Source organism: Edaphobacter flagellatus (assembly GCF_025264665.1).
Lineage (GTDB): Bacteria > Acidobacteriota > Terriglobia > Terriglobales > Acidobacteriaceae > Edaphobacter > Edaphobacter flagellatus.
In genome coordinates, this window is sequence record NZ_CP073697.1 from 3,158,818 (window position 1) to 3,178,749 (window position 19,932).

Genomic DNA, 19,932 nt, shown 5'->3' on the forward strand with positions numbered 1-19,932 from the left:
GTCAGAGTCTACACGAAGCATTTTGCTATGGAAGTGATGATTTCAGCATCTCTATCGCCTGCTGTGCCGTACGGTTTTCCGGTTGTAATGCCAGCAATTGCTGTAGGGTTTGAATGGCCTGCTGTTTGTCATGACGGATTGCATAGACTCGTGCAAGGTTGAGATAGGACTGATCGAATGAAGGCACTAGACGAATGCAGGTCTTGAATTGTTCTTCTGCGCGGTTATAGTCTCCGTTCCGGACATAGAGCACCCCGAGATTGTTCAAGGCCTCAGGGTAGGCAGGGCGCAGTGCGATAGCTTTTTGCAGATAATCGGCTGCTTGTTGTGATCGTCCTTGCTGCGCGTACAGCATGCCGAAGTTGTAGTGGAGCTCCGGATCTTCGGGTTGAAGCTCAAGTGCCCGATTGAATAGGTCTTGCGCTTTATCGAATGCTCCCTGGCGACGATAGAGATTGCCGAGGTTGACTAGAGCGACAACGTAGTCGGGGCGAAGATTTAATGATTGTTCGAAATTCCGAACGGCTTCCTTTGGTAAGCCTTGCTGCGCGGCGGTCATGCCGAGGTTGTTCCATGCCTCTGGGTAGTTCGGTCGCATTTTTACCGTCTGTTCGAGGTATTTGCGCGCTTGCAAAAGGTCATTGCGATGCAGGTTCAGCGTGCCAAGATTATAGTAAGCCTCTGGATCGTTGGGTTTTTGCTCGATGACCTGCAGGAATGATTCTGCAGCCGCATTAAGATAGCCGTGCTGGAACATGGCCACGCCATAGGTGAAGTCATTGCGTTGGAAGGCATCCTGATAGACCTTTCCGGGAAAGGGGAGAGCCTGCAAAAGACGCTGCGCTGCCGAAGTTGGCACCGACCGTATGTCTTTAAGGATTTGCTGACTATCTATGAGTCCCTGATAGACCTTGACGATCATCCCATCTGTATTGATGAGGAACGAGCTGGGAAGCACAAGATCCCGACGGCGATCATATAAGTAGCGGAAGGTGATGTTGTAGATTCCTGTAGTCTCGGAGTTTGCGAAAAGGATTGCAACATTAGGACCGAGATGCTTGGCCAGAGATTTTCCTGCCGACGCATCTGCATCCCCATCTGTGTTGATAGCAAGAATATTTACACTGGCGGTATTGAATGCCTCACCATGTTGATGCAGGTGTTCCAACAAATCAGTGCATTGTGGTGACTGAGCTGTCCAGAAAGTGAGCAGTACATATTTACCGCGGAGGGAACTTAGGCTATGTGTGCCGCCGGAAATATCAGGTAAGGAAAATTCAGGTGCCTTCAGCGGCTCGATAAGCCATGTGCTGAAGGATTCAGGAATTTGATCAACTGGGGGCACCAGAGATGGGGAAGAAAAGATGGCGGGTGAAACGGCAAAAGGCTTTGCCACGAAATCCGTTCTGCCTTCTTCTATCTCAATGCGATGATCGTTGGGGATGTCCTCGAAGGACTGATTGAATCCGCTGGGCCAGTGAATGATTGCGCGCATTTTTTCGGAATGGACACCCGTTCCAAAAAAGATCTCTTTGGAGTGTTGTGCGAGGAACCCGGAACCAGCTTGAACTGATTTTGTTTGCCGCAGCGTTCCCACTTCCAGATGAATTATGGCTCCGATGGCGTCACGGTTGCTCTTCGTTCCAGATAAGCGGAAAGAGATTGAATTGCCAATATTTTGCAAGGCATTGTGCACGATGCGAAGTTGGGGGGCATTACGATTCTTCAGAATGATTTCCAGACGGCCATCGTGATCGATATCAGCGAGAGCAAACGAGCGGCAGTCCTCTGTGAAGTCGAGCCCAATTGCTCCTGAAATCTCTGTAAATGTTCCATCGCGGTTGTTTGCGAACATCACATTGCGCTCATACCCGCTCCACGAGTTATCGGAACGAATGAGCTCATTGAGCGCATTCCATCCTCGCTCATAGACTTGAGATGGAGTCGAATCCTCGGGCGACTTGCCAACGACCTGACGCCAGAAAAAACTAGCAAGATCATTGTTTTCCGGCCCGGAAATATAACCGTTCGTGATGTAGAGGTCCGAGTAGCCGTCATGATCGAAATCCAAAAAATCCGAGCTCCACGACCATCTCCCCATCTCGACGCCAGTTTTGTCGCTCACATTTTGAAAGGTGCTGTCGCCATTGTTGCGATAGAGGGAATTGCCATGAGCGTGGCGGCGATAAAGTGCACGAATATTCTCAGGAGCCTTTTTGTGAAAGATCGCTTGCTGAGTAATTCTTTGCCCTGCGGCTGACCACATATTGGCGGCATACACATCTGGATGTCCGTCGTTGTCAATATCAGACCACGAAGCACTCATGCCTGCCCCTACATCTTCTACGCGAGCGCTTGTTGAGACATCGGTGAACGTGCCGTCGCCATTATTGCGATAAAGATTACTGCGGCCGAAATCATTTGCAACATAAATATCGGGAAACCCACTCGATCGGGAATCTTGCCAGGCGCAAGCGAAGCTATAGCGGTTATTGTTTTTGTTTAGCCCAGCGGCTTCTGTGTGATCTGTGAATGTGCCGTCGCCTTCATTATGCAGCAAGAAGTTGGGCGGTCCGTTACGGGCATCGAAGTAGGGCACAGGGTAGTGATACTGATCGAGACCAAGGTAGTAGCTGTAAAGGCAGAAATAGATATCGAGTCGTCCATCCTGATCGTAGTCAGCTAGAGCTGCATGAGTGAACGTTCCCTGCGGAGCCTGTGCGAATTTAAAGGCATCCTGTTTGATTGTGAATAAGCCATTGCCTTGATTGAGGAATAGCAAAGGGCCGCTGCCGCAAACGACGAGCAAATCCTGCAGCCCGCTATTGCGAAAATCGGCAAATAGCGCACATGCCGTATTGTCGAGTACACCTACACCTGCCCGTTCGGTAACGTCTTCAAATGTTCCATCACCGCGGTTGCGATAGAGCCGATTGGGTAATCCTGCCGGTTGGCAGATATAGAGATCATCAAAACCATCGTTATCATAATCGCCAGCTGCGATACCATTGTTGCCGTAGACATCGATCCCACAGGATGCATCTAGAACAGTGCGCCAGTAATCGGTACCACGTAGCATCTGAGAGTGATATGAATCAATCGATCCGAACACATGGTGCGTAACATCGATGAAAGCCGATGCGGAAGCGATGCTTCGCGATTCTTCGTCACCCTCCCATCGGAGTATCTTCCACGCGTTGGAAGAATCGTGGCTCCATCTCGTATTCCATTGTCCTATGCGCTCTTCGCGACGCGCACCGACGGTTTCGAATACGAAATCGTAGCGAATATCAATAGATAGTACTAGTGGGGTCGTAGAGATTTCTTCAAGTCCAATAACATCGAACTGCGCCGTCACGATACGGCTTGCTGGTTGAAGGTAGTCACGAAGATGCTTTAGAAAATTATCGCTCCCTGTAACAATTTCCCGAGAGAACCTTATTCTTAATGTCTCGACTCCATGTCCACTGCGTAGTGTTGTCTGTTGTGCTGGCTTTAAAGATGTGGCCTCAATTGTGGTATCGAGTAACGGGCCAATAATTTTGAAGTCACCAGTAGAAACCAGCGCGGTGCTCCATTGCTTCAGTTCAAACTCGATTTCGGCGGCATATTTTTCGGAGACAAATTCATCAGTCCCCGGTGCCATATAGCGAAGCACATCTTCCAGTGGAGATTTTGCCGGGTAATTGGGTTTGAGATGAAACTCCGGAAGAGGCAGGGCAAGATGGCTGGCCTGAGAAAAAGAGCTGCGGAAAAATGGCCAGCCCATGAAAGGCGCACTGTGCAGAAGAGTTGGAACCATACCCATCTTTTGCAGAAATGCGCGGCGGGAGAGAGACGGTCTAGGCACGTGGCAATACAACATCCTTGAAGTAGTTACAGCCAATGAAATCGGGTTCGTAAGCCAACAAAATGCATCCTAGCATCAATGCGGAGCCGGCCCAATGAAGGGCCCTTAGCCCTCACCGAATTTGACAATAAGATTCGGCTCTAGATCGCTAATTGAGGGAGAAATAACGGGGGTTGAACATTTTGTTTGACAAAGAGGAGCGGGAAGACTAAATTTCGTGCGAAATAAAAGTAACCGGTTACATCGATGTGAGTGCTGTCGACTTTATTGGCACCAATGATATGTAGCGGAAATGTAATACCTGACTTGTATCAATTGCGGAGGTTCACGGGATGAGTTCTAGAAATAGTTTCTTCGGGCGTTTCCATGCCTTCAGTCTGACAACAATTGCGTGTGTGTGTCTCCTGCTTATCCAGAGCCAGTGTTTGTTCGGTCAGGTTGATCAGGGTGCGATCACTGGCATTGTTACCGATCAGTCGGGCGCTGTGGTTCCTAACGCTCACGTCACGCTGCAGAATACCGATATCGGTCTAACCTTGGAAACCACGACGGGCGGTAGCGGGCAATATACCTTTTCACCGGTCAGGATTGGCCACTACTCCGTTAAAGCGTCCGCATCAGGTTTTTCGTCGACAACCCAGGAAAACTTGCAGGTAAATGTGCAAGAGCGTTTGCAAGTCAACATCCAGCTACAGGTTGGAGCTGCGACTGAATCGGTCACAGTCACCGGCGCTCCTCCACAGCTCCAGACGACTGAGGGTTCTGTTGGTCAGGTGATTGGCAGTGAGACCCTGAACAATCTGCCATTGAATGGCCGCAATTTTACGTTTCTGGCCCAACTCTCTGCCGGAGTCAATACGCCTCAGGCAGACACTCGCGGCAATGCGGCGTCAGGTGCATTTTCCGCTAATGGACTACGCCCCGCGCAGAACAATTATCTGCTTGATGGTATCGATAACAATTCGAATGCAGTCGATTTCTTGAACGGTACCAACTTCGTCATTCTCCCCCCACTGGATGCGATCCAGGAGTTCAAGGTCCAGACTGCGCAGTTCAGCGCCGAACAAGGACGTTCGGCAGGGGCCGTTCTGAACGCGACGATCAAATCCGGAACCAACAATATTCACGGCGCAGTCTGGGAGTTCTTCCGCAACGACAAACTGGATGCTGCTGACTGGTTTGAGAACAATAATCATGTAAAGAAGGGTAAACTTCGCTGGAACCAATTCGGAGCATCAATTGGCGGCCCCATAATTAAGAATAAGCTGTTCTATTTTGGGGACTATCAAGGCTTCCGTCGTGTACAGGGGACGGTGCTGAACGGTACGGTCCCGACATTGAGTGAGCGCAACAGCAATTTTACGAATCTTGCAGACCTCATTACCGGACAGAATTCCGATCAAAGAGATCAGGACTGCATTGCATATCAGCGTCCTGGAGAAACTTCACCGAAGATCCATTGTCATCAGGACGCACTCGGGCGTTGGATCCCTTTAGGTACAGTTCTTGATCCCGCAACAACACGCCCGATCTCTCCGGGGTCAACCACGTATGTCCGCGACCCATTCGGCACGTGTGGATCGGGGACAACAACGTTTTCTCTAAGCGGTTGCGGGCTGAACCAATTGCCGCCGAATCGCATTGATCCCACCGCCGTTAAGATAATGAATCTTTACCCAACTCCGATCAACGGGGGGTTCACGTCGAACTACACCACAAGCCCTGCACTTTACGAACACAGCAATGCTTTTGATGTCCGTGGTGACTACAACGTGAGCGACAAGAATCAGGTTTTCGTACGCTTTAGCTATGTGGATGATCCGCAGTTCATTCCTGGTATCTTCGGTGGCGTTGCTGATGGTGGCAGTTTCCAGCAGGGTATTCAGAGCGCAAAATCCGATCAGGCCGTTGCAGCTTGGACGCATGTGTTTACTCCAAGTACGGTTAACGTTGGCCGTGTAGGGTTCAATCATCTTCATACCACTCGCTTCGGCCCACAGGGAACTGTCATGGGAATCCCGGCGCAGTATGGTATTCCGGGGATTCCGCAGGTACCACAGAACGGCGGCTTACCGGCGATTGTGATTAGTGGCCTGCAGACTCTGGGCAGCAATGGTTATTTGCCGTCTGACGAAGTCAGTCAGACGCTTCAGGTAACAGATGACTTCACAAAGATCTATGGGAGCCACAGTTTCAAGACCGGCTTCGAGTTCCAGAACGTCCACTTCAATACCCTTCAGCCCCCAACGTCACATGGTGAGTTTGATTTCAACGGCAATTATGCAGGTGTTCCTGGCGCGGGTGGAGACCAGACTGGCCGCGCACAACTACTGCTACTGCTGAAGCCACATATCCCTACCATAGCCAACGGGGTCGACTATGTGGGAGGCGCCAATCAGGTCCTTGCCTCCAATATCGCCAAGACCTACGACACCAGAATCTATTTTGCTGGATACGTTCAGGATGACTGGAAGGTCAATTCTCAGTTGACCCTTAACCTTGGTGTTCGCTGGGATTATTTCAGTCCAATATCCGAATCGAATGGGGCTCAGGCAAATTTCATACAATCCGGTCCGCCGTTTAATACTCCGACGTTGCTATTTTCGGCTTCCGGAAAGGCAGTTGGTTCGCCGGATAACCTTCTTAAAAATATTCTTTCTTCAACGTTCCAGAGCCTCCTTGGGCAAGACAATATAAAAATTCAGGTAACTGACGCTTATGGAAAGGGACTTGTTCAGACGCAGAAGACGAATATTGCGCCCAGAGTAGGGTTTGCATATCAGGTATCGCCCAGGTTTGTGGTTCGTGGTGGTTCGGGCTTGTTCTTCAATGCATTTGAGAATCAGGGTTACGGTCCAAATATTGGGTTGAATTATCCCTTCGCGTATACTTTTACTTTCGCCGGGGGAACAGATTCTGCCCCGTTTAGCACGGGATCAAATCCGTACAAAACTTGCCCGACCGCCGGCCCAGGTGGAAGTGCGACTCTGGAATCAGGCTTGACCTGCGCTCAGTTCAATCCACAGAATGTAAACGGTAAGGGAATAGGGCTGCAGGGATTGCAGTTCAACTACAAGACCCCACGTACTCTAAGCGCCAACCTTACAGTACAGTACGCCATTACCCATACCATCTCGGCACAGGCTGCCTACGTCCTGACCGATGGGAGCTCCCTGCAGGTTGGTATCGGCAACAACGCCGTCTCTCAGATTATTCCGGCAAACACCAACACCAACAGTTATGTGCCATTTCCCGATTTCGGCCAAGGTAAAAGTTATCAACGTACAATTGGACGGAGTGTCTACAACGGTCTCCAGACAAAGCTGGAACGCCAGTCCGCAAATGGAGTAGGCTTCCTATTTACATATACCTACGCCAAGACCCTTTCTGATGCAGGCGACCTGTTGAACGGAGGCAGTGTCAGCGGGTACCGGGCAGCATGGGTTCCTGGGTTCGGACCACATTTCGATTGGGGACAGGCGGCATTTGATATACGCCACGTCTTCCACCTCAGCGGTAGCTATGAGTTGCCGTTCGGTAAAGGCAAGATGCTTCTTGCCAACTCGGGTAAGGTGACGAACGCGGTGCTGGGCGGGTGGGCAGTCAATGGCATCGCCACACTTCAGGGAGGACAGCCCATCACGTTGAGCTGCCCATCTTCGACAACCTCAGGAACGAGTTGCAGGGTACTCGCCGTAGCTGGACAGAGTCAGAAGCTTGGTCTGCATACCGACGCAAATGGCAAGCTAAATTGGTTTGGAAATCCTGCTGCGTTCAATCAGCCATGCGTGTTAGGCGCGAGCGGTCCCATAACCGGTAGTCCTGCCGGTTGTGTGCCGCTTCCAGCGAATAGTCCGTATATTCTTGGAGGCCCAGGTACGACGAGCACATATGGCCCTGGATTCCACCGGTTTGACTTCTCGACCTTCAAGAACTTCCCTATCCATGAGGCATTCTCGCTCCAGTTCCGGGCTGAGTTCTTCAATATCTTCAATCACCCGAACTTCAATGCCCCGAACTTCGGCGGTAACGGTGTCACTGCGATTGGAAACTCGGGCAACTATCTCAGTTCCACATTTGGTGAGATTGGATCGACGCGCGATGCTCCGTTTGATCCGAGACAAATCCAGTTTGCGCTGAAGCTGTATTACTAGGCTAAGATGAAGGCACTGTAGGCATGCCATGCTCGTATGGTATGGCATGCCATTGACAGCGGAGACGTTGCTTCTGGAAAGTCGGATGCCCACTACCGGTCAGGACTATATCCACATCCACATCGTCTATATGGACTGTGCAGATGAGTAGTGTTTCTCCGGCATATCAAGGTCGTTGAAAATGGTGTTATTCAGAGGCGGTCAGTTCCATGTATTCTCTGCGTGAGGTGGCGCAGTCCCTCAGTTGTAGTCGCCGCGACTTCCTGCGTTCCGTTACCGGCATGGCTCTTGGGGGCGCGCTGGCAGGAATTAGCCCATTTCTATATGCGGGGCCAATAAAAAAGAAGAAGGTCATTGTCGTTACATTTGGGGGCGGAGCGCGCGATCAGGAAACGTTTGCGCATGGCGGGCAAGAGAATATTCCGCATATGTTGCAAGAATTGGCGCCTCAGTCCAGTTTCTTTACGCAGGTTGTCAATCGTGGGATTCTGGGGCATTACGTCGCGACAGCAAGTCTTGCTACTGGAGTCTACGAGACACTGAATAATTTTGCTTCTGTGCCACCGCAACATCCCACCGTTTTTGAATATTTTCGAAAAGACCTTAAGCGGCCACCGATGGATGCGTGGGTTGTTGCGCCAAGCAACGGATTCAGTCGTATAGGTGAAAGCGAATCCCGGCCATATGGCCCTGGTTGGGGCGCACAAGTGGTTCTGCCCAAGCATTTGCTCATGACGGCTATGTCAGATGGAACGACAGAGTATGAGCATTTATTGCGAGATAACTATGAGAGCCCTCTATATGCCCCGCAGCTGGGTGGGAACGAGTTTGAGCTTCAGCAACTTGAGACCATGCTGAAGTTGTCGGTTAGCGATTTTAAAGCACACGCGAAGGCATTATCGAGCCCTGATGAGCTTTCGATTTATATCGTGCAGCAGTTGATCCGCCAGCAGGCACCGAGTCTGATATGGATTACGTTGCATGACATTGACGTAGCGCATACAGGCGCCTATTCGCTCTATCTTGATGCCATTCGCAGGACAGACCGCCTATGCGCTGAGCTGTGGAAGATGGTGCAGAACGAGCCTGACTACGCAGGCAATACCACAATGCTTATCCTTCCGGATTTTGGACGTGATTCTGACGAGGAGGCGGGTGGAAACGGTTTTCAACATCATCGCACAGGCGATCCCTCATCACGTACAACATGGATGATGGCCTTGGGAGCAGGAGTTCGTGAAGGAGTCATTTACGATCACCCGGTGCAATCAACAGACTTAGTCCCTACATTAGGGTCAATTCTGGGATTCCAGGCAGTGCTTTCACATGGGCGCCCAATACAGGATCTACTACTTTAGTAAAATGCTTCCTCGCGATCTCAAACCCGAACAATTCAATAGTTATCCTCCTGAAGCAAGAAAGCTTATTATTTCCAATCTGAAAACTCTGCAGCAATTACCGCTGAGTTTTCTACCTGGATTGCTTCACGAGATAATTGATTATGACTATAAGTTTCCTATCGAACGGCAGGAAATTAGCAAGGAGATTGCGAAACTTGGGTCACTTTCATTGGTGCAAATGAATGAGTGGTTTCGATCATTTCAAGAAGTGTCGCTTTCAACACAATTAGAACACTCGAATTGGATTAATCAGCCGTCTCAATTTGTAGAACAGCTTTCTGCATATTTATGGTCGACACGCCAGGTGGATGCTTTTCGCAAAGCTGCGAAGGAGTATGGAGAGCGGATACGAGCGGCCGTGTCACTTGAGCAACTTCCAACGCCAAGGCTTGGTATTGCGATCATTGGGCAAGGCGGCAACGGCTACGATGGTCCTTTGTTCCGTATGCTCCGAGAACACGGAACATATTTCAGCCATATCAACCCTGAAAATGGAGTGCAACAGTTATTGCATGCAGTGGAATTGCGCGCTCAATCTTATCCAACCCCATACGGACATTGGTATATAGAGGGCGGACAGGCTGTTGAGCACAACACGATGCTCACGTGCGTTTCGTATCGAGCGCTCGCTCCGGTACGTGCTGCACTGTTACGTAACCTGCAGGCAGAGATTCAGCGGCCGGGGATGGGGCCGGAAGAGTTGCGGACCAACCTCGCTACACTACAGCCAGCCGATATCGGACTCGACAAATCAGGAGATGCAGTGCTGAATCACTTTCAATTGAAGATATTGACTGAAGGTTCGGGTACACAGATATTCAGCACAACGTTTGTGCAGTGGACAGTTCGAGAGGTACTGCGCCGCGCACAACCGCTGACTCTTTTGGCGCGATTTGGTCCTCGGCAAAGGCAGCGGCCGATGAATGAGCTACTGTCCAATGCAGGCAATGACTCAGAGGTTGACTTGATCGGATCATTGATCGATGCAGAAATGGGAGCTTACTATAACTGGCTCAATCAACAGCGATTACAAGGGCTTGTCCAATCCTCATTCATCGCGTGGCTCGAAAGTGGTTCTCAAGCCGTTGCTATTGGCCCCTCTTTTGCACGTGGTACCTCCTCGAATTCTCGTATCAATCTAGAAGAACTTATTTCTTGGGCCACGAGATAGCTCTTTTGCTCTGAATGCGTCGTCCCCAGTCCTACTGCCTCCATTTTCTACAGATTGCTGAATGTAAAGCTCGTGTTACGCGTAAAGAGAGCATGGAGACAGTGAATTGCCGCGCTTGGCTTAGGGGATGAGGTAGGAAACAGGAAAAGTGCGGCTCCCTCGTTACACTTCTCGATGGCCTTAGGTCTGGTCCCGAAGTCCGCGAAGAAAGCAGTCCTCATTTGTCGGAAAACGCACGTGGATCACGCTCGCAGGTTTCTCACGCCTGATTCGCGATTTCCGCCTGAAGCATTGAGATGCTTGTTCACATCTCCTCGAATTTATGGGCTGTCGGAAAGTTATCAGATCCCCCCGGTGTCAAGAGAGACGCCAGCAACTGCAATGCAGCCAGAATCTCTTTTGCCTTGACTCGATTGATTTGGTGCAACGCTTCCATGAATGGCATAACCGCGAGATCGTGCATTTGAGTGCTCAGGAAATCTCGCACTGGCTTCGATGCCACAAGCAAGGTCAATCGCCGGTCCGTTTCATCCGTCTTTCGTTCAAGGAATTTCTGTTTCACCAATCGGTCGACAATTCCAGAAACCGTACTGTGGGCGAGGCTAACCGCCTGGCTGAGCTGCTTGAGACTGATACCGTCATGACGAACGACCACGGACATGACAAGCCTTTGAGGGCCAGTCAGGTTGCCGCGTTCCACTTCTGCGCGGAACTTTTGCCGCATTGCACGTTGAATGAGGCTCAGTTGACGTTCCACTTCCTCTGCAATTTGACGGAGTTCGCTATCACGTATCTCCGACACTGCGGCAGGCTTAGGATGGTTCTTGGACTTTTGCTTCATATCTCAAGGATGCCAGACGACACTATGGCTTGGCGGGTGGCCGTGACGAGACTCGTCTGGTTTAGATATGGGTGATATTCGAATTGATTCGTCGCGAGAGGAATGTCCGATAGTTCAACCGCGCGTTGCAGCAATGCACGATTGAAATTGCTGACCCCGATATTGAGGACCTTGCCAGCATGTACCAATGCGTTCAACTGCTCGATCTGGTCTTCGAGAGGAACGATGCCGCTAGGCCAATGGAGCAACAGTAGATCGATGTAGTCGGTACGCAACGCCTTCAGGCTTACATTCACCGATCGCTCAAACTTAGAATGCGCATAATTGGCAACCCAGACTTTCGTCGTAATGAAAACATCCTCTCGCGAAACGCCGGATATTTGGATTCCCTCGCCAACCGCATCTTCATTTTCGTACACCTGTGCCGTATCGATATGACTAAACCCCTTACGAATGGCATGGACGAGAAGACGAGAAAGCTTTGAACCCTGCATGCCGAATGTCCCAAAACCGATGCATGGAATTCCTGCACCGTTAGCGCAGACCTGACTCGATGCCTCACTGCTCATTGCTGCTCCAGTCCATGGCATATGTTTCCTTTCCGGCTATTCCGTATGGGGAGAAAAACTCTACTGCTGGTGCAATTCCAGGTCGATCGTGATCTTGATTTCGTCGCTCAACAGACTGGTGGGATACTTCGCCCCAAAATTAAAATCGCTGCGTTTGATCGTGGTTGTCGCTGATAGCCCAGTTACAGGCTCTTCTTCCATACCTTTCTGCGGCGGCGCGGGGTTTTCGGCTTCCAAGACCACGGGCCTCGTCACACCGGCGATGGTGAGATTCCCGAGCACATCGTAGCCTCTGTCAACTTTCTTGACAGAGGTTGATTTGAAGGTGATTCGTGGGTACTTCGAGACATTGAAAAAATCCTCACCTTTGAGTGTCTTGTCGCGATAGTCGTTCGCCGTGTTGACGGTTTTCACATCCAGAGTCGCTACGACGCTGTCGCGGGATGGATGGTTGGGAAACCATTCAACCGTCCCTGTAACGTTGCTTATCGAGCCCCTGATTGTCGTTATCGAAAGATGGCGCGCCTGAAACGTTGCCTGCGTGTGGACGGAATCGATTGTCCAAGTATTTTTCTGTCCGAATGCTGGTATAGCCAGCATCGGGCTAACAATCAGCATTCGTATAAAGTTTTTCATTCGAGCTCTCTCCTAACGTCTATGTCTTCCGATTCACTGGAAGACCTATGACCTCACGATAGGCTCGAAGCTATTCAGCGTCTTACAGCTTCGTCTCAAAAAGTTTCATAGATTGTTGCTCTGCAGAGCATATGGTCAATGGCGCGTCTCGCGCGAGTACGCCTTTACCGGGTTCGGCGGTACTCAGCGGGCGCTACACCCGTCTGCTTCTTGAATGTCAATGTAAGGTGAGCTTGGCTCGAGAAGCCACAGGCAACAGCAATCTCAGCCACGCCAAGCTGATTTTCCGACAGCATCTTCTCTGCATGTGCGATACGACGCTGCATTACGTATTGGTGTGGCGTCGTACCTGTTGATTCACGGAACATGCGCAGGAAGTGGGCTCTGCTGTAGCCGGCCTCGCGTGCGAGAGATTCAAGTGTGAGATCCTGATCAAGAGAGGATTCCACGAAATCTTTCACGCGGGCGAGCTTGTTGCCGGGGAGTGCCGATACCCTTGCAGGAACTTCAATCGGAACAATCGCGCCAAGGTGCAAAAATCGTAACGCAAGAGCTTCGGCAACGGTTTCTGCATAGATTCTCCCAGTCGGATTGCCGTCCTCAAATTCCGCAACCAGTGTCTGCATCAATAAATGCATCGACTTGTCTCTAAGTCCGGAGCGGAACACCAACTGGTCGGAACGAAGATTCTTTATGTCCTCAGCGATTCGCTCAATGAATTGTTCGTCGAACGAGCAATACACCAGCTCGGCTTCCGACACCAGACGCATCTCAGGGACTGGCCCCTTGGGAATCACCGTAACCTGTCCGGCAGTCTTCCGCACAAGAGTGGTCCCCGACTTAGTCTGGTGCTCACCGCGCATAACCGGAGAGCTGACCAGGGCCAGCATGTTGTGATCTGCATGGTCGTTAATACGCATGTTGGCAGCAGCCAACTGGCGCTCCATGATAAAGCCATTCCAGGAGAAGTCAGCGCTCGATCGGACTACGGAAGACTCGCCGATGCATAAGGTGGAAAGTGCCGCACTTGCATTCAGATTCATCTCAACTGACCTGGGCCTCTCTCTGGACTCCGCCTCGAACGAGCGGTGCGACTTTAGTTCCGAGAAGCTCAATCGCTCGCATTCTGTTGCGATGAGGCAAAGATGCAATGCTCATCTGAAACGTCAATCGCGATATGCCTCCGAAAACCTCACCATAGGTGATGATTTTTTCGGCGACTCTCTCCGGCTCACTCACCAGCATTGCTCCCGTAGGGCCACGTAGGGCCTCGTACTGTGAGCGGGTCACGGGGCCCCAGCCTCGCTCTTTTCCTATGTCAGTGAAAGATTGAGCGTAGCCTGGGAAGAACTCATCGGCGGCTTGTTGGTCCGTGTCCGCAATATAGCCAAGAGCATGGATGCCAACTCGCAGGCTCCCGGGCTGGTGGCCGGCTTCCTCTCCTGCCTGGCGGTAGAGGTCAATAAGCGGTCTGAATCGATGCGGCTGCCCACCAATAATGGCTACCATCAGGGGCAGCCCAAGTTCTCCTGCTCGGGCAAAGGATGCGGCTGTGCCTCCCACGCCGAGCCAAATGGGGAGCTTCTCTTGCAACGGGCGCGGATACACAGGCTGACCTTGGAGTGGCGGACGAAATCGCCCTGCCCAATGAATGCGGGCGTTCTCACGCAACTCAAGCAGCAGTTCTAGCTTTTCTGCAAACAGTGCGTCGTAGTCCTTGAGTTCAAGCCCAAAAAGAGGAAATGCCTCGGTGAAAGAACCTCGACCAACGATCATCTCCGCGCGTCCACGAGAGATCAGGTCGATAGTCGAGAACTGTTGAAATAACCGAACTGGATCACGAGCGCTGAGAACCGTCACTGCGCTGGTTAGCCGGATCTGGTGAGTCAGAGCAGCCGCGGCAGCCAGAAGAATTTCAGGCGCCGAATCGAGAAATTCGGCTCGATGGTGTTCGCCGATTCCGAACACATCCAGACCAACCTCATCGGCGAGCTGTATTTCCTCCAGAAGATGGGCGATGCGATCCTGAGGGCTCAGGTTCGCGCCGGTTAGTGCGTCAGGGACTGCCGCAACGAAACTGTCAATTCCAATCTCCATTTCGCGTCTTCCTCAACTCGCCCTACTAAATCAGATTCCTATGAACCGTCCGAGATGCTTTAACTCAGGATTCCGGCTTTGTCGTAAAGCGAAAAGGGCCGCCACCTGGGCGACCCGTGTACTCGCGTTAATAACCAATACTGAATCGTTCACCGCGGTGCTTTGGGTTCTCCAGTTCATCGACTGCCGCGATGGCATAGTCTTCCATGGAAATCCGACTGTTGCCGCTGGCGTCGGCGATCAGCTCGTCCTTGCCAAGGCGGAATTGTCCCGTCCTCTCACCGGGCTCGAAGAGCCCCGCCGGGGCGAAATAGGTCCAGTCCGCGCTACTCACCTGGAGGTCCTTATAGACCTGCTCATGAGCCGTTGCGATCGGTAAAGCCGGTTCGGGAAGGAAGCCGCTTGCGATAACCGTGACCCCCGGCGCGACGAAGAGCCCTCCTGCTCCCCCAACAACCAGCAACCGCTGTTCGTTTTTCTTAACGGCCTCTGTGATGCGCTTGGTTGTGCCGATGATCTGATTGGAGTCATCCGTTGGGGGACGGTAGGCACTCACGACCGCATCGGTACCCTTCAGGACTTCTGCCAACTGAGCGGTGTCGCTCAAATCGCTATTCGCGACCTCGAGTCCGCTCTTCCCGGAGATGTTCTTTTGAGAGCGAACAATCGCTCGAACCTGATGACCACGCTTCAGCAATTCAGTTGTGATCCTCGAACCTGCATTGCCCGTTGCTCCAATGACTGCGACTTTCATGTTCAAACCTCCATGTAGGATGTGTAATCTTTCGTATCCACAGCAACAGATGACTCAGCCATCACGAAATATTCGTTGAGTCGACAGCCAGTGGCACGAATCACGCACGAATTTGTAAAGGCCGGCACGAAACTGAAAAAAAGGTGTCGAGGTACTGGGGGCGGCTTCGACTTCGTGGTCAACTGGCCGGCGACACCAGGAGCCGAGTCTCGATCCAATCAACCATTAGCTTGCGTTCAGCGAAATACCATCTGCCTTCTTGCTTAGCAAACGTATCGAGATAACGAATAGAAGCAACCATGAGACTGTCCGTTCCATCTCGTGTGCTGACATGATGAGCGAGACAATAGGTGACTCCGGTCGCTTTGCTTCCGTCCAACTCGACTGTGCTCTGACCATTGAAGTGCGTGGTCACCCTATAGCTATTTAAATTGTCGAAGACTGGAGCGAGAGCCTCCCGACCATGAAGCTCCTGCGAAGGAGTTCCCGCCTTCGCATCCATGTAGACCACGAAGTGTGTATCCGGTGTAAAGAGCGCCATCTGGCCCGTCGCGTCACGGCGATCAGCACAATATGCATAAGCATCGACCAACTCGCGGATAGCCAGTCGATCTGCAGCTTGTTCGGAATTAAGAGTCGAGTGAAAGCTCATACTTTTGTCCCCTGTCTACGGTTTAGAGCCTCGAATCGGCAGAGCCTTGGAGATGCGAAAGGTCACCCTTGTACCGGCTGTGCGGTTGCGTACATCCGTTTCGATGTAGCTGTTGACCCTGAACCAAAGACCGTTCCCTCCAAACTGGACACCCGGCCCAAGACCAACGGTTCGCTCTTTAGAGTTCGGGACATTCTCACCATTGATATGATGGTCCGTTAGTTGTTGCAACCAATATCCGTTGAACCCCACACGAACTCGTTTCAGCACTTCATAGGAAGTCGCGTAGTTGGTATGAAATGCCTGCCCTGGTTGCATGGCCCTGATGCCAAGCCCCACAAATGGATTCTTATTGGTGGAGTTCCACAGATAGTGAAAACGAGCACTTACTTCAAACTTCCTGTTCCACTCGTACGTGAAGGCGTAGTACGGGTTGATTGTCACGAAATTGTTCCCGATATTGACGGGGCGCCGATCACTGTACTTGCCGATTGGAACGGTTAAGTCAAGTATTGCGCGTTGCACAAAGACGCCGCGTCCAACCTGCTTTGGCGCCCATTGCAACGCGAACGGCCCCAGTACCGGGTCGGCCTCGCCTCGCACGGTAGCGTTCGTTCCATTTGCGACCTTCACCTCGACATCGACAATGGGGACGAGAAACTCTGCTCCGACCCACGCGCCGAAGAGGCGCTTGTTGCTGACGTAAGCTACGTGAGACGTTGATGCGATCGCGGTGAGTGTGTTTGTCCCCGGAACGGTGATGCCTTTGCTGTCTTTTAAAGTGCTGGCAGAATAAACGTCTGGAAACTCCTCCAGCAGGAACCCGGGACCGGCGAAGCCATCCTCAAAATTAGTGTCTCCCAAATTGACCGAAGGCAATTGAACCTGCGCCGTCAGCGGAGTGGTCGAAATGCAGCCCATGATTGCAGTGCAGATCGTAAGAACGGCCTTTACCGATCTGGTCCAGCTTCGCGAGCTTGTCTGCTTTAGTGCCGCTATAATATCGACCCTCATTGCGTGATCCTTACCCAACAATTTCTCTGCCGCTGCGTATTGTCGAGCGAGTTGGAGTCAAACTCGAACCGACACAGGCGAAAAGGTGACTACGGCCTCTCTCTTGCCTGCAAAGCAATTCTGGTTGACTACGTCCTATCGATCGCCTGTATCGATAAGGCGTAGAGCGTGCCTGGCGTGTCTACTGCACAAACGCGAACGCGAAGGCTACTCCAGCGTTGGCTTCGCGGCTAGAACATCCTTGAAGCTGGCTCGATATTGCAGAAAGACCAGTATCCAGAGCACAACTGCGACCAATGCCGGCGCGATGCTCGCCGGCGCAAGCGTTAGATGAAATGCGAGAATGTTGTAGAGCTCCGCCGCTAGCAGCGTCAGCGCAAGTGGCACGAAATAACCGGAAAGCAACAGCAGCCCGCCGATCAATTGAATGGCAAAAAAGAACGCGGCAAAATGCGACGAACTGATAGCGACGAAGAATTGAATCGCCAGCGGGTTTGTTGGCGGCGGCTGATGGATGAAGTTGAGAAACCCGTTCAAGCCAAAGACCGTAAACATCAGTCCCAGCAAATACCTCGCAATAATGGACATTATTTTCATGCATCGTCTCCCTTAGGTTGTCTTCGTGTGCACCAATGATGAGGATCGTTCGATCGCTCGTCATGGCTTAAACCTCATAAAACCGTGGCCTAAACCCTGTGCGCTTCCAATCACGCTGGAGATTTACGAACCCGGCTCGCATCCAGACTCAAGTTGCCTGCGCCAAAAGCCATCAGTTGAAAGAGTCCTCCTGTGACCGCGATGTTCTTCAGGAAGTGAAATAGCATATTGTGGTCGGCGATGTGGCGATGAAAGATGAAGGCAGTCCCAATCGCGTAGACCGACACAACAATGGCTACAGGGCGTATCTGCCAACCGAGAATCAGTAGCAAGCCGCCGCCCAGCTCGATAATGATGAAGACGACATCGGCAAGGGTTGGCATCGGCAGTCCAGTCGACGCTATCCAGGCGATCGTGGCAGTTGGGGCGACAACTTTGCCAAAGCCGCTCACAAGAAGCAGCACGGCAATCAAACAACGGCCGATAAATGCAATGGTATCCGTACTCGTCGACATCAAATCCCCTCTATAAACCAATCCGATCTAGTTCTCTCGATTACTTCAAACGACAGAGATGTGCACAGCCCACGGTAGCTGTATCCGAAGCGTGCCACCTATGAGTGAGCGACGGCGGCTTCGATATTCGAGAGCACGCCGAGCTGCGCGAAGATCACCGTTCCCGAGGGGTAGCAGTTGAACGACTGGATCTTGCCGTTTACAAGACGGAAGACGTCACAGCAGGGTGCATCCATTCGCTTGCCCGTTGGCGGAAGGGTTCCCATAGGGGTCTGTAGAGGCCCTTTGTGCGTACCCTGCAAGGCGAGCTCCACGATGACGACGTCACCAACACTGAAGAAGCGGTACAAATCACGATGCATGTCCGGAAATGCCTTCGCATAGACCTCAACTGTCTTGCCTAAGCCCGTCGGGCCAACGGGCCCACGGTAGGTAAATCCGATCGAATTGTCGGTGAATGTTCCATCGGGTGTGAAGCATTCGACCCAACCCTCGACATCCTTCTTTTCGGCCAGTTCATATGCTTTGCGAATGATCTGTTCGTTGTTCATAGGAAATCCTCTCTGTTCTGTCTGTACAAACTTTGGTTGGCTCCATGATTTACGACCTGCAGATGGTTCAGATCACGCAGAGACATCTTGCACCCGGTCTCCATGGGAAGGTTAGGTTGCATTCTTTGCCTAATTCGCTATCACATCTTGCGAATGACGGAACTCAAGCGCGGAAAAAGGTGCGTAGCATTGCGTCCGAGAATGGTGTGTCTATCCCGATCACTCAGCACGGAGCTCTCCAATATCCGTTGCTTTGAGCCAACAGCCAGATCCCGCCGAAGATACGGAAAATCCGTGCCATACAAAACGTGGTCGATTCCCACTACGTCGCGCAGCATGCGGAGCACCGGATCGCTGGCCGAAAGTGCTGTGTCCCAATACATGCGCCGAAACATATCAGCTGCCGTTCCTCGTTCATCGCCCCCCGGGACGAACCCCATTTCGTCAATGATGGCGAAGCGCGCCGCCATGTACGGTATCGATCCGCCAGCGTGGGAGAAGATGTATCGCACGCTAGGGGTTCGCGCGAATCGGTTCGTGTAGTGCATTTGCGCAACAACGCGATTTGTGTCTGTCGTGAAGTCAATCAGATTGTCGGGCAGGCCAAGCGCATGCGCAGCCGGATCGGGAGACGCATTCGGATGGATATAGACAACACACTTGCGGCGTTCGAGCTCCTGAAACACCGGATCGAGTCTGGGGTCTCCCAGATAAACGCCATTGGCATTTGTGAAGGCAACGACGCCGTCCAGACCAAGTTCGTCTAGTGCGTAGGTAAGTTCTTCCAGAGAGCTGTCGACATCGGGCAATGGAAGGCAAGCAAAACCGGCGAAGCGATCCGGCCTCTGGTGGATGAGCTCAGCTAGGAACTCGTTGCATCTCCTTGCGAGCCTCTTGGCCTTTTGCCCATCACCTACATGTACCCCCGGCGTACTGATGGACAAGACCGCAATGTCGATCCCGGCATCATCCATGAATGAGAGCGATGTCTCCTTTGTCCACGCCATTGGGGCCAGCCCTCCTACAGGGGCATGAACGTCGTTTGTCTCCTCGTAGAAGAAATCTGGAAGCAAGTGGTGATGCGTATCGATTGTCAGATTCATGTCGGCCTTATTGCTTCTGAGAGGTTTC

Annotated in this window: 16 protein-coding genes; 3 read left to right on the forward strand and 13 right to left on the reverse strand. The window is 51.8% G+C overall.

The genetic code is table 11. The features are described from left to right. Window positions 1-25: 25 nt before the first annotated feature. A complete protein-coding gene (locus tag KFE13_RS13175; protein WP_260703573.1) occupies window positions 26-3,802 on the reverse strand; it encodes an FG-GAP-like repeat-containing protein in 3,777 nt (1,258 codons plus the stop codon). A 380-nt stretch (window positions 3,803-4,182) separates the two neighbouring features. Between KFE13_RS13175 and KFE13_RS13180 the strand changes: the two genes are divergently transcribed. The 3 genes from KFE13_RS13180 (at window position 4,183) to KFE13_RS13190 (ending at window position 10,575) form a co-directional block, all read left to right on the forward strand. Beyond that, window positions 4,183-8,004 (forward strand): TonB-dependent receptor, encoded by a 3,822-nt coding sequence (locus KFE13_RS13180; protein ID WP_260703574.1) that lies wholly within the window; start codon window positions 4,183-4,185, stop codon window positions 8,002-8,004. A gap of 209 nt (window positions 8,005-8,213) precedes the next feature. After that, window positions 8,214-9,362 (forward strand): hypothetical protein, encoded by a 1,149-nt coding sequence (locus KFE13_RS13185; RefSeq protein WP_260703575.1) that lies wholly within the window; start codon window positions 8,214-8,216, stop codon window positions 9,360-9,362. Next, complete coding sequence (locus tag KFE13_RS13190; protein WP_260703576.1) at window positions 9,331-10,575, forward strand: hypothetical protein; 1,245 nt, start codon at window positions 9,331-9,333, stop codon at window positions 10,573-10,575. Before KFE13_RS13185 ends, KFE13_RS13190 begins: the two co-directional genes overlap by 32 nt. A gap of 304 nt (window positions 10,576-10,879) precedes the next feature. Here KFE13_RS13190 and KFE13_RS13195 read toward each other — a convergent pair whose 3' ends face one another. The 12 genes from KFE13_RS13195 to KFE13_RS13250 all read right to left on the reverse strand — a co-directional run bounded on the left by KFE13_RS13195 (window position 10,880) and on the right by KFE13_RS13250 (window position 19,904). Continuing rightward, window positions 10,880-11,416 carry a MarR family winged helix-turn-helix transcriptional regulator gene (locus KFE13_RS13195; RefSeq protein ID WP_260703577.1) on the reverse strand — a complete coding sequence of 179 codons (537 nt, stop codon included), beginning with the start codon at window positions 11,414-11,416 and terminating at the stop codon, window positions 10,880-10,882. Then, window positions 11,413-11,985 carry an aldo/keto reductase gene (locus tag KFE13_RS13200; RefSeq protein WP_260703578.1) on the reverse strand — a complete coding sequence of 191 codons (573 nt, stop codon included), beginning with the start codon at window positions 11,983-11,985 and terminating at the stop codon, window positions 11,413-11,415. The genes KFE13_RS13195 and KFE13_RS13200 overlap by 4 nt, the downstream gene beginning before the upstream one ends. Before the next feature lie 60 nt (window positions 11,986-12,045). Continuing rightward, on the reverse strand, window positions 12,046-12,621 hold the full coding sequence (locus tag KFE13_RS13205) for a YceI family protein (protein ID WP_260703579.1): 576 nt from the start codon (window positions 12,619-12,621) through the stop codon (window positions 12,046-12,048). Window positions 12,622-12,785: 164 nt separating this feature from the next. Further along, window positions 12,786-13,664, reverse strand: a complete 879-nt coding sequence (locus KFE13_RS13210) for a helix-turn-helix domain-containing protein (protein ID WP_260703580.1) — start codon at window positions 13,662-13,664, stop codon at window positions 12,786-12,788. Between the two features lies 1 nt (window position 13,665). Then, on the reverse strand, window positions 13,666-14,718 hold the full coding sequence (locus KFE13_RS13215) for an Atu2307/SP_0267 family LLM class monooxygenase (RefSeq protein ID WP_260703581.1): 1,053 nt from the start codon (window positions 14,716-14,718) through the stop codon (window positions 13,666-13,668). 127 nt (window positions 14,719-14,845) lie between these two features. After that, window positions 14,846-15,472, reverse strand: coding sequence for an NAD(P)-dependent oxidoreductase (locus KFE13_RS13220; RefSeq protein ID WP_260703582.1), 627 nt, complete (start codon window positions 15,470-15,472; stop codon window positions 14,846-14,848). A 178-nt stretch (window positions 15,473-15,650) separates the two neighbouring features. Further along, complete coding sequence (locus tag KFE13_RS13225) at window positions 15,651-16,124, reverse strand: nuclear transport factor 2 family protein (protein ID WP_260703583.1); 474 nt, start codon at window positions 16,122-16,124, stop codon at window positions 15,651-15,653. A gap of 15 nt (window positions 16,125-16,139) precedes the next feature. Beyond that, a complete protein-coding gene (locus KFE13_RS13230; protein WP_260703584.1) occupies window positions 16,140-17,138 on the reverse strand; it encodes a SphA family protein in 999 nt (332 codons plus the stop codon). Window positions 17,139-17,345: 207 nt separating this feature from the next. Further along, complete coding sequence (locus tag KFE13_RS13235; RefSeq protein ID WP_260703585.1) at window positions 17,346-17,735, reverse strand: hypothetical protein; 390 nt, start codon at window positions 17,733-17,735, stop codon at window positions 17,346-17,348. Window positions 17,736-17,845: 110 nt separating this feature from the next. Continuing rightward, window positions 17,846-18,250, reverse strand: coding sequence for a DoxX family protein (locus KFE13_RS13240; protein ID WP_260703586.1), 405 nt, complete (start codon window positions 18,248-18,250; stop codon window positions 17,846-17,848). Between the two features lie 98 nt (window positions 18,251-18,348). Beyond that, window positions 18,349-18,801: a nuclear transport factor 2 family protein gene (locus KFE13_RS13245; RefSeq protein ID WP_260703587.1), complete on the reverse strand. Its 453-nt coding sequence runs from the start codon at window positions 18,799-18,801 to the stop codon at window positions 18,349-18,351. Window positions 18,802-18,941: 140 nt separating this feature from the next. Continuing rightward, complete coding sequence (locus KFE13_RS13250) at window positions 18,942-19,904, reverse strand: amidohydrolase family protein (protein ID WP_260703588.1); 963 nt, start codon at window positions 19,902-19,904, stop codon at window positions 18,942-18,944. Window positions 19,905-19,932: the final 28 nt, after the last annotated feature.